At 66.5% G+C, this 8833-nt stretch carries 9 protein-coding genes; 5 read left to right on the top strand and 4 right to left on the bottom strand.

Annotated features, from left to right (window positions below):
- A partial coding sequence (locus ELR45_RS39695; protein WP_205857567.1) for an aldehyde dehydrogenase family protein occupies positions 1-297 on the bottom strand: 297 nt, incomplete at its 3' end.
- 13 nt (positions 298-310) lie between these two features.
- Positions 311-1651: an L-lysine 6-transaminase gene (lat, locus tag ELR45_RS30295; RefSeq protein WP_129669618.1), complete on the bottom strand. Its 1341-nt coding sequence runs from the start codon at positions 1649-1651 to the stop codon at positions 311-313.
- Positions 1652-2609: 958 nt separating this feature from the next.
- On the opposite strand from lat, the gene lnt reads away from it, so the two are divergent.
- The 3 genes from lnt (at position 2610) to ELR45_RS30280 (ending at position 5634) form a co-directional block, all read left to right on the top strand.
- Positions 2610-4178, top strand: a complete 1569-nt coding sequence (lnt, locus tag ELR45_RS30290) for an apolipoprotein N-acyltransferase (protein ID WP_129669617.1) — start codon at positions 2610-2612, stop codon at positions 4176-4178.
- Positions 4179-4264: 86 nt separating this feature from the next.
- Complete coding sequence (locus ELR45_RS30285) at positions 4265-5068, top strand: polyprenol monophosphomannose synthase (protein WP_129669616.1); 804 nt, start codon at positions 4265-4267, stop codon at positions 5066-5068.
- A complete protein-coding gene (locus ELR45_RS30280) occupies positions 5065-5634 on the top strand; it encodes an FxsA family protein (protein WP_129669615.1) in 570 nt (189 codons plus the stop codon). Before ELR45_RS30285 ends, ELR45_RS30280 begins: the two co-directional genes overlap by 4 nt.
- 125 nt (positions 5635-5759) lie before the next feature.
- Here ELR45_RS30280 and ELR45_RS30275 read toward each other — a convergent pair whose 3' ends face one another.
- Positions 5760-6287, bottom strand: coding sequence for an RNA polymerase-binding protein RbpA (locus tag ELR45_RS30275; RefSeq protein WP_276320747.1), 528 nt, complete (start codon positions 6285-6287; stop codon positions 5760-5762).
- A gap of 139 nt (positions 6288-6426) precedes the next feature.
- On the opposite strand from ELR45_RS30275, the gene def reads away from it, so the two are divergent.
- The gene (def, locus tag ELR45_RS30270; RefSeq protein ID WP_129669668.1) at positions 6427-6921 is read left to right on the top strand and encodes a peptide deformylase; all 495 of its coding nucleotides are present in this window, start codon (positions 6427-6429) and stop codon (positions 6919-6921) included.
- On the opposite strand, the gene ELR45_RS30265 is transcribed toward def, so the two are convergent.
- The gene (locus tag ELR45_RS30265) at positions 6918-7712 is read right to left on the bottom strand and encodes a glycerophosphodiester phosphodiesterase family protein (RefSeq protein WP_205857566.1); all 795 of its coding nucleotides are present in this window, start codon (positions 7710-7712) and stop codon (positions 6918-6920) included. The two genes, def and ELR45_RS30265, sit on opposite strands and share 4 nt — an antisense overlap.
- A gap of 222 nt (positions 7713-7934) precedes the next feature.
- Between ELR45_RS30265 and ELR45_RS30260 the strand changes: the two genes are divergently transcribed.
- Positions 7935-8833: serine hydroxymethyltransferase (locus tag ELR45_RS30260; RefSeq protein ID WP_205857565.1), on the top strand; the 899-nt coding region annotated here is incomplete at its 3' end.

The following is an 8833-nucleotide window of genomic DNA, read 5'->3' as shown; positions in this document are numbered from 1 at the left end:
GGGCTTGCCGACGTCTCGGGTGACCAGGGCGGCCAGCTCATTCATGTTGGCTTCCACGAGACGGCCGATGTGCGCGATCGCGCGGCCGCGGATGGGAGCGGGCACGGAGGCCCAGGCCGGCTGCGCGCGTTTCGCGGAAGCTGCCGCATCCACGACCGTGGCCGCGTCGGCGAAGGAGATCTCCGCCACGACGTCGTCATAGCGCGCGGGGTTGCGGCCGGTGACGGTGCGAGTGCCGTCGACAGGCTTGCCGTCGACGACGGAGGTGACGACCGAGGCGGACGTGTGGGTGCTCATGGTGGGGACTCCTCTACGGCGTCTGGTGGGCGACGGCTCGGGCGAACGCGGCGACCGCCTGATCGATCTCATCATCCGACACGGAGAGGGCCGGACGGAAGCGGATCGCGTGCTGGCCACTGGGTAGAGCCAGCACGTGTTCGTTCTCCCGCAGGTACGTGAGGACGGCGTCGCGGGTCGCCGGGTCTTTCAGGTCGGCGGCCACCATCAACCCCCGGCCGCGCACGTTGCTGATGGCGCCGCTGGGAACGTCGTCGGCCGCGGAGCGCAATGCCGAAAGGAAGCGCTCGCCTTTGGGCCCGGCCGACTCGATGATGCCGTCGCGCTCGATGACCTCGAGGATCCGCCGCGAGCGGACCATGTCCACCAGGCCGCCGCCCCACGTGGAGTTGATGCGACCGGAGACGGCGAAGACGTTGTCCGGCACCTCGTCGATCCGGCCCCCGGCCATGATCCCGCCCACCTGGACCTTCTTGGAGAACGCGACGATGTCGGGGGAGAGGCCGAGCTGCTGGTAGGCCCATGCAGTGCCGGTCGTGCCGACGCCGGTCTGCACCTCGTCGACGATGAACAGCGCGTCCTCGGAGTGGACGAGCTCCTGCATGGCCCGCAGGAACTCCGGCCGCATATGGTTGTCGCCGCCCTCGCCTTGGATCGGTTCGCAGATGAACGCGGCGATGTCATGCGGGTGCTCGGCGAAGGCGCGCCGGGCCTGCTCCAACGCACGCTCCTCGGCGGCGACGACGTCGTCGAGGTTGTCCTCAAGCGGGAAGCGGATGGCGGGCACGTCGATGCGCGGCCAGTCGAACTTCGGGTACCTGTCCGTCTTGCCCGGCTCGGTGTTCGTCAGTGACATGGTGTAGCCGCTGCGGCCGTGGAACGCACGGCTGAGGTGCATGATGCGGGTGCCCAGTGCCGGGTCGCGCCCGGCTGCCTCATTCTGACGGCTCTTCCAGTCGAATGCGGCCTTGAGCGCGTTCTCGACGGCGAGGGCGCCGCCCTCGACGAAGAACAGGTGCGGGAGCGCGGGGTCTGCGAGGACGCGTACGAACGTCTGGGTGAACTCGGCCAGATGCGTGGAGTACACGTCGGAGTTCGCGGGCTTGTTGGCCGCGACCTCGGCGAGCAGGGTCATGAACTCCGGGTCCTCGACGATGTCGGACGGGTTGCAGCCCAGGGGAGACGAAGCGAAGAACGTGTACATGTCCAGATATCGCTGCCCGTCGCGCGCGTCGACCAGCCAGCTGCCCCGGCTCGCGGAGGTGTCGAGGACGAGTTTGAAACCGTCAGTGAGCAGATGCTCGCTCAAGACTGTGCGGACCTTGTCGGGCGGGATGCTCAGCTGCGTGATCATCGGATGACCTCCTGGCAGGCGACTTAAGAAGCGCGTCACACGGAAGATATCCCCGGACGACCCCTTGGCTACGTAAGAGTTACGGTAACAGGCGCGTGAGGCAACAATAAAGTGCACATCTTCTCGAGATCATCGGGAAAACTTTGCCCTCCGGGGTGGGTGGTCAGGCGGCCGCGGGAGTAGATGTACGATTTGATCTAGTTCGGAATGGTTCCTGCCGGCCTAGCCGCTCGCTTGCACGGCTGCCGGGGGCTGGTGGCTGCGGCCGGCTCGGACGTTCGGATGTATCGACACGGGACGTGTCTATTTTGGGTGTCATGACAGGCGTTATGACTAATGATCATCGAGTTGATGCTGTCCTATAACGCCGCGATCTCGGCGTGTCATTCGCGACACGCCGAGCCGCATTGATAAATCTCATGATCGACCTTTTGAGCCGGCAGTGTGGATGACCTGCCGCTATAGGGTGTTGCCGCAGGTCGGCGGCAGGTTGACATGTGCGGCGAGCTGGAGCAGAGTCGCATGAAGTCCACCAACGGACGAACCGCTACGGGGATACGTCCCGGGTAGGCAGTGCGACCGGGGTCGGAGGCGCGAAACGGCTTTATGCCGCCTCGCCTCTAGAGCCAGGCCCGCGCTTGCGCGCCGGGCCCGCACGTGTCCCGTAGTGGCACGGGGTGAGACCAGGTCGGGCCCGGCCAGTCCAGTAGACAACGGGTCGCGAGTCGCATCCGGCGGCATCGCGGTTCGGTCCGAAGGACGGCCGGGCCGCGTCCCTTCTGCGACGCTGACGGACACATGTGATCTCGGTCTCCTTTGGCACGAGTCTGTGCTTTCGGGGCACGTCTACAGCACCGGAGACGTTGTCCAGGCGTCGTGGTATAAGTGAGCTTCGTCCGGGCTACCCTGGGTATCTCGGGTGTGCTGGTACACAAGGTTGGTGGATGGAGTCCGTCACGTGAGTCTCTGGGTAGCGGGCCAAGAGGGCAGGCGGCACTTCCTCTTGCGCGCAGCCGGAATGGTCATCGTCGGCCTGTGCTTGGCACTGGCGTTCCCGCCGTTCGATCTGTGGTTCATGGCCGCCTTGGCACCCGGCGCGGCCGCCTTGCTCGTCCGTGACCAGCCGCTGAGACGATCGGCGATCTTCGGGTTTCTCTTCGGGCTGGCGTTCTTCCTTCCGCTCATGTGGTGGACGGGGATGGAAGTCGGCCCCATTCCCTGGATCCTGCTGGGGATCTTGCAAGCGGCCTTCTTCATCGCGTTGGCGCTCGGTATGACACTCGTCCAGCGGCTCGTGGGCTGGCCGATCTGGATCGCCGCGGTCTGGGTCGCGGTCGAGGCGTTCCGCGGGAGAGTTCCGTGGGGCGGGCTGACCTGGGGAAAACTGGCCTTTGCGCAGGCTGACGGTCCGTTCACCGGACTCGCCGCGCTCGGGGGCACTCCGTTGGTGTCGTTCGCGGTCGCCCTCGTCAGCGGATTGTTGGCATGGCTGCTGGTCAGCGCGGACACCAGGAGCCGTCTGGTGGCGGCCGGCGCCGCCGCGGCCGTGACGCTCTCCGGGCTCGTTGTGTCACCACCGGCCCCGGACGGGGACACCATCACCGTGGCCACCGTTCAGGGCAACGTTCCGTCGATGGGCCTGGACTACAACTCCAGGGCCCGGGTGGTGACCGAGAACCACGTCGAGGCGACCGAGCAACTGGCCCGGGATATTCAAAGCGGCCAGGTCGATCAACCGGACCTGGTGATCTGGCCGGAGAACTCCTCGGACATCGACCCGTTCGCCGATCCGGCCATCTACGAGGACATCGACAACGCGGTGCGCTCGATCGGCGTGCCGGTGGTGATCAGCGCGATCATCCCGACCGACGACGGCCAGAACAAGGAGAACACGTCGATCCTGTGGGATCCGGAGACTGGTCCCGTCGACACCTACATCAAGCGACGTCCGATGCCGTTCGGCGAGTACATACCGATGCGTGGGATCGCAGAGATGATCACCGACGCCGTCGCACGTCAGCCGCAGGACCACGTGGCCGGCGACGAGGTGGGCGTGTTCGACACGGGCGTCGCGTCGGTCGCCTTGGCCATCTGCTTCGAGGTCGGGTTCGACGAGATCGTCCGTGATGCCGTCGTCGACGGTGGACAGTTCCTCGCCGTGCAAACGAACAACGCGACGTTCCGTGACTCGCCGATGAGCGAGCAGCACCTCGCGCAGTCCCGGTTGCGGGCGGTGGAGCATGGGCGCACGGTGATCGTCTCGGCTCTGTCCGGTATCAGCGCGATCATCAACCCGGACGGCGACGTCGAGCAACGCACGGAGCTCTTCACCCAGGATGTCCTCGTCTCGGACGTGCAGCTGTCCGACGAGACGACGCTCGCCACCACGGTCGGGGCCTGGCCGGAGTGGATCGTCGTCGGGACAGGATTGGGTGCGGCCATCGCGGGTATCGTCCTGCTGCGCCGTCGGCCAGCAGCCGAGCCAGAACCGCCGAAGGAACCGGTGCCGGTCGCAGCGGGGGTATAAGAAGGACAGCCGACGCGTAGCGTGTCCCGTCGGGCCGAACCTGCGTAAGGGCAGGGTGCCCCGGAGCCGAAGGTAGGAGCGACCACATGACCAGCGTTGGCGACGACCCGCCGCCGGAAGAGGGCGAGACGGGCGCGGGTGTGGTCGTCATCATTCCGACGTACAACGAGGCCTTGACGCTCGAGAAGACGATAACCCGGCTGCAGGGCGCTGTCCCGGACGCACACTCGCTGGTGGTCGACGACGGTTCGCCTGATGGCACCGGGGAGCTCGCCGACATGATGGCGGATCGGGATTCGCGGGTTCACGTGCTCCATCGCGACAAGAAGCAGGGCCTGGGGCCCGCCTACGTCGCGGGTTTCCAATGGGCTCTGCGGCAGGGTTACGGATACCTGGTCGAGATGGACGCCGACGGCTCCCACCAGCCGGAGGAACTTCCCGCGTTGTTGGACGCTGCCCGCGGAGCCGATCTCGTACTCGGTTCCCGCTACGTTCCGGGCGGCCGGGTGCTGAACTGGCCCCGACGGCGTGAGCTGCTGTCCCGCGGCGCCAACACCTATGCGCGGGTGGTCCTGGGCCTGAAGCTGCGCGACGCCACCAGTGGTTTCCGTGTGTGCGCCGCGTCGTCATTGCGGACGATCGATCTGGCCACGGTCGCGTCGCAGGGGTATTGTTTTCAGATTGATCTCGCGTGGCGCGCGGTGCGTGCTGGGCTCCGCGTCGTCGAGGTCCCCATAACGTTTGTCGAACGTGAGCAAGGGGAATCGAAGATGGGGGCGGATATCGTCCGAGAGGCGTTTGTCCGCGTCACCCAGTGGGGTGCGCGGCATCGAATGCAGCAGGTACGGTCGAAAGTGAAGACGTCGGCGTTCAGGGGGGAGCGCACATGAGCCACGAGCAGTTGAACCCGCATCGTCGGCGCACCTTGAGCGCATTCGGTCCGTTCCTGGCGGCTGTGGCGGAGATCGTTGCTTTCGTCGCCGTAGGAAACTGGATCGGCTTCGGATACGCGATCCTGCTCGCGTTGGCGACGAGCGTGTTCGGCCTGTGGATCATGAGGAGAGCGGGTTTCAGGGCATGGCGCTCATTGCGTGAAGCCGCGGTCCGGGCCGCGCAGACGACGGATGAGTCGCAGGTCCAGGATCAGACCGGAATCCACGTGCAGCGTTCTCCCGAGGAGGAGATCGCCGGCGCCGGCGTGACATTGCTGGCTGGGACCATGCTGTTGTTACCCGGATTCGTCACGGACGCCACCGCCTTGCTGCTCCTTCTTCCTCCCATCCGTAAGAGCGTCGGCCGTCGGCTGGCCGCGGCGGCGTTGCGGACCTTCCCGTACCGTGGCACGCCAGGGCAACCGGGGGTGCGTCATAGGGGAGACGTGGTCGAGGGAGAAGTCCTCGGTGACTCAACAGGTCAGCCACCTCGTTCTGATGCCCAGCAACAAGACGAGGGCTAGATCGGGCCGGGCTGAACCGGGCCGCGAGCGCTGATGCGATGACAGAGAAGAACGTCCGGACATGAGACGGTCCCGGCGCCGATGGCGTCGGGACCGTCTTCTTCGGCTCGGTGAACTGGGAGGCGTCAGGCGCTACGCTTCCGCTCCCGTGTCTGAGCAGCCAGGTGCGCTGTCCCCGGGAGCAGACCGGCACGTAGGAGCTCAAGACGCTCGTCGAGGAGAGCCTCGAGCTCGTCGATGGATCGCCGCTCGAGGAGCATGTCCCAGTGGGTGCGGGCGGGCTTCAAGGGCTTGTCGTCCGGCCGGTCGCTAGCCTGACGAAGCGCCTCCGAGCCGCACCGCGGGCAGTCCCACAAGGCAGGGATTTCAGCCTCGGTGGAGAACGTCACCTCGAACCGATGACCGAGGGCGCAGCCGTAGGAGATAACCTGCCGCTCAGCGAACTCGACGCCGCGCTCATCCTCGTAGCTCCGGGCGCCGAGGCGGGAGCCACGTAGGGTGGAACGCTCAGACATGTAGGAACCCTTCCGGGGTTTCTTCAACCCCTGGACTTTTCTGTCGTGTACTGCGGGCACTGAGAGAACGGATGGGGCTACGCCAGTGTTCCGGAACTGCGGTGACAATGCGAAGTCAGCCCACGTGATTTCGCTCACTAGTGCCAACGTATGGCTTACATCAACTACCACATCTCTTACCCATGATAGCGCGAAGAGTTCCGCCGAGGCCGGATGAACGGCTGTACCGGCGATTGCTAAATTGACTCAGCTTACGATGAACAGGAGTGGTGTGGCCGTGACCGTTCGGGAGATCAGGCTGTACGGGGATCCGGTGCTGCGCACGGTAGCCGAGGAAGTGAAGGACTTCGGCGAGGTGAGCCATGCCCTTGCGGAGGACCTGCTGGACACGCTGGCTCTTCCAGGTCGCGCCGGCGTCGCCGCGCCCCAGATTGGGATACCGGCCCGGGCCTTCTCTTATGGTGCGGAAGGGCAGCGCGGAGTCGTGTTCAATCCGACTCTGGTCGAGACCTCCGGCGAACAGGGCGGCGACGAAGGGTGCCTCTCGGTGCCGGGTCTGTGGTTTCCGACGCGTCGCGCCGCGCACGCCGTCGTGGAAGGGGTCGACGCCGATGGTCGTCCGGTACGGGTGGAAGGCGAAGACGAGCTTGCGCGCTGCCTGCAGCATGAGGTCGACCATCTGAACGGCATCGTCTACATTCACCGCCTCGATCCGTCGACGCGCCGGGGAGCGATGAAACAGATCCGCAGGAGCGCCTGGTTCAACGGCTAACGCCCTGGCCAGTCCCCACGCGAGCTGAGGACGTCGCGCAGGACGTCCGCCCGGTCGGTCACGATTCCGTCCACGCCCATGTCCAGCAGGCTCTCCATATCCGCCGACTCGTTGACCGTCCACGTGTGCACCTGACGTCCAGCGGCGTGGGCGTCGGCGACCAACCGCGGCGTGACGATCCTGAGCCCGCTCATCCGTGCGGGCAGCTGAAGGCAGTGGACGTCTGCGAGCCATCGGCGAGACCGGGAGGCCAGGCCGGTCCTGGACGCGAAGACGAAGTTCGAGACCAGCGAGCGCCCCGCGGAGGTCGCGACCGTCCTGGACAGCTCGCCGACCGCCTGCCGTCGCCGGGCGTCGGAGAACGAGGCGATGCATACCCGGTCATGAGCGGCCGTGCGCTCGATGGCCTGCACCATCGGTTGGACCACCGATGCCGACTTGATGTCGATGTTGACCCGCAGCTGCGGCCAGGTGCCGAGCAGGTCCTCCAGAGCCGGAACCGGCTCGGAACCACCGATGCGGGCGCGGCGGACCTCGGACCAGGGAAGCTCCGCCACCACGCCCGTGCGGTCGGTCACCCGGTCGAGTGTGGTGTCGTGGAAGGCCACCACCACGTTGTCGATGGTGGCGTGCACATCCGTCTCCACGTAGCGGTATCCGAGGTCGACGGCGGCGGAGAAGGCGCGCATGCTGTTCTCCAGGCCCTCCGGTGAGAACCCTCGGTGCGCGAACGCCAGCGGGCCCGCATGGTCGAAGAACGGATGCGGTGGCTGCGGACGGACGGTGACCACGGACAACAGCCTAAGGTGCAGGGCTCGGTCCCACATCCCGGGAGGGCGTGTGGGTCCTGCGGCATGGATGCGGCTATGGTGATGAAGTGGCAACTGGCGTATCCGGCCGCGTGACCGAGCGGTCGAGGTGGAACTAACCACCGGGGAGCTGACCACGGAGTCATCGCGCGCCTGGGGACTCCGACAGACCGCGGAACGAGGAAAGGATGTGGCCTGAGCGCCATGACCACCACCCCTAACGCGCTGCGTGCAGTGGACCCTCAGCTGGCCGACCTGATCACCGCCGAGGAGACGCGTCAGCGTGACACGCTGAAGCTGATCGCCTCGGAGAACTACGTGTCGGCCGCCGTGCTGGAAGCCAGCGGGACGGTGCTGACGAACAAGTACTCCGAGGGCTATGCCGGCCGGAGGTACTACGAAGGCCAGCAGGTCATCGACCAGATCGAGACCGTGGCCATCGACCGGGCGAAGGCGGTGTTCGGCACCGACCACGCCAATGTGCAGCCCTATTCGGGGTCGCCGGCGAACCTCGCCGTCTATTTGGCCACGGTCAAGCCCGGTGACACCGTCATGGGAATGTCGCTGCCGATGGGCGGCCACCTCACCCATGGCTGGTCCGTGTCCGCGACCGGTACCTGGTTCAACGCGGTCCATTACGACGTGGGCCGCGAGAGCGGGCGGGTCGACATGGACCAGGTACGCGATCTCGCGCTCAAGGAGCGTCCGAAGCTGATCTTCTGCGGTGGCACCGCGATCCCGCGGACCATCGACTTCCCCGCCTTCGCGGAGGTCGCCCGCGAGGTCGGTGCCGTACTGGTGGCGGACATCGCGCACATCGCCGGCCTGGTCGCCGGCGGGGCGCACCCGTCGCCGGTCGGGCACGCGGACATCATCACGACGACGACGCACAAGACTCTGCGAGGCCCTCGCGGGGCCATGGTGCTGGCCACCGAGCCATACGCCAAGGCCATCGACAAGGCCGTCTTCCCGGGGCTGCAGGGTGGGCCGCACAACCACACCACGGCGGGCATCGCGGTCGCGCTGCACGAGGCCGCGCAGCCGGAGTTCTCCCGGTACGCCCGCCAGGTGGTGGCCAACGCCGCCGCACTGGCGGAAGAGCT

The organism is Phytoactinopolyspora endophytica (genome assembly GCF_004138495.1).
Lineage (GTDB): Bacteria > Actinomycetota > Actinomycetes > Jiangellales > Jiangellaceae > Phytoactinopolyspora > Phytoactinopolyspora endophytica.
This window is presented reverse-complemented; position numbering and strand designations above follow the sequence as displayed.

Coding starts and splice junctions, on each gene's coding strand:
- ELR45_RS30280 (WP_129669615.1), top strand. CDS start 5,065: ATGAGCCACGAGCAGTTGAACCCGCATCGTCGGCGCACCTTGAGCGCA.
- lat (WP_129669618.1), bottom strand. CDS start 1,651: ATGATCACGCAGCTGAGCATCCCGCCCGACAAGGTCCGCACAGTCTTG.
- ELR45_RS30285 (WP_129669616.1), top strand. CDS start 4,265: ATGACCAGCGTTGGCGACGACCCGCCGCCGGAAGAGGGCGAGACGGGC.